This is a genomic window from Kocuria subflava (genome assembly GCF_012163155.1).
In the GTDB taxonomy this organism is placed as follows: domain Bacteria; phylum Actinomycetota; class Actinomycetes; order Actinomycetales; family Micrococcaceae; genus Kocuria; species Kocuria subflava.
Genome location: NZ_JAAVUN010000111.1, coordinates 1 through 764, shown reverse-complemented (window position 1 = coordinate 764; position 764 = coordinate 1). Strand labels below are relative to the sequence as shown.

Here is a 764-nt window from a genome sequence, read left to right as displayed (position 1 = left end):
CACCAACAGCAACCCGGCCAGAGCGAATCCCCAGGCATCTACACCGATCAATCGCGTCCAAGCGAACAGGTCAGGTATCCCGAGCCATTCGGACAAGGCCCCGGATAGCGACGCCGATCCCACCACCAACGCCACCACGACGGACACCGACGTGATTGCCACGTTGTAGGTGAGCAGCCGTTTCGGGTGGGTTTCCGCCCAACCATATGCGCGACGAGCCACCCACCCTTGAGCCAAGTCGAAGGTACTCATCCCAGCGGTGAACAGCAGCGGCAGGGTAAGTACCGCCCACCAGGGAACGGCGGCCATTCCTGCTGTACCTGCCAACAGCAAGAGACCGATTTCCGTGGCGGTGTCGAAGCCCAAACCAAACAGCAGGCCCACCAGGTACATCTGCCGCGGTGTTCGGATGCGTGCGCCGACCCCGTTGATGACCTTGGTGATCGGCCCACCCGCGAGGTCACCCACCGGAGCGGGAGAATATGTGCCGGTCTGCCCGGCACGGCCCCTCTCGGCAAGACTTCGCCGCAGTGTCAGGACGTTCAATGCCGCGATCACAAGCAGGAATAATCCCGCGATCAAAGGCCCCCACACTCCCGTGAAGTGATGCCAGGGGGAGTCCTGATCGGCCACGGGACCCATGACCGCTGACAACCCGAAAGCCAGCAGCAGACACAGACCAACCACGACACTCGAATGTCCCATGGAGAGCCAGAACCCCACGGTTGCGGCCGGTCTGCCTTCGGTGAGCAGCCGTGGCCTGG

Annotated in this window: 1 protein-coding gene; it reads right to left on the bottom strand. The window is 63.0% G+C overall.

Going from position 1 to position 764, the window contains the following annotated elements:
• A partial coding sequence (locus tag GTW58_RS13235) for a HoxN/HupN/NixA family nickel/cobalt transporter (RefSeq protein WP_280842326.1) occupies positions 1–753 on the bottom strand: 753 nt, incomplete at its 3' end.
• Between the last annotated feature and the right edge of the window lie 11 nt (positions 754–764).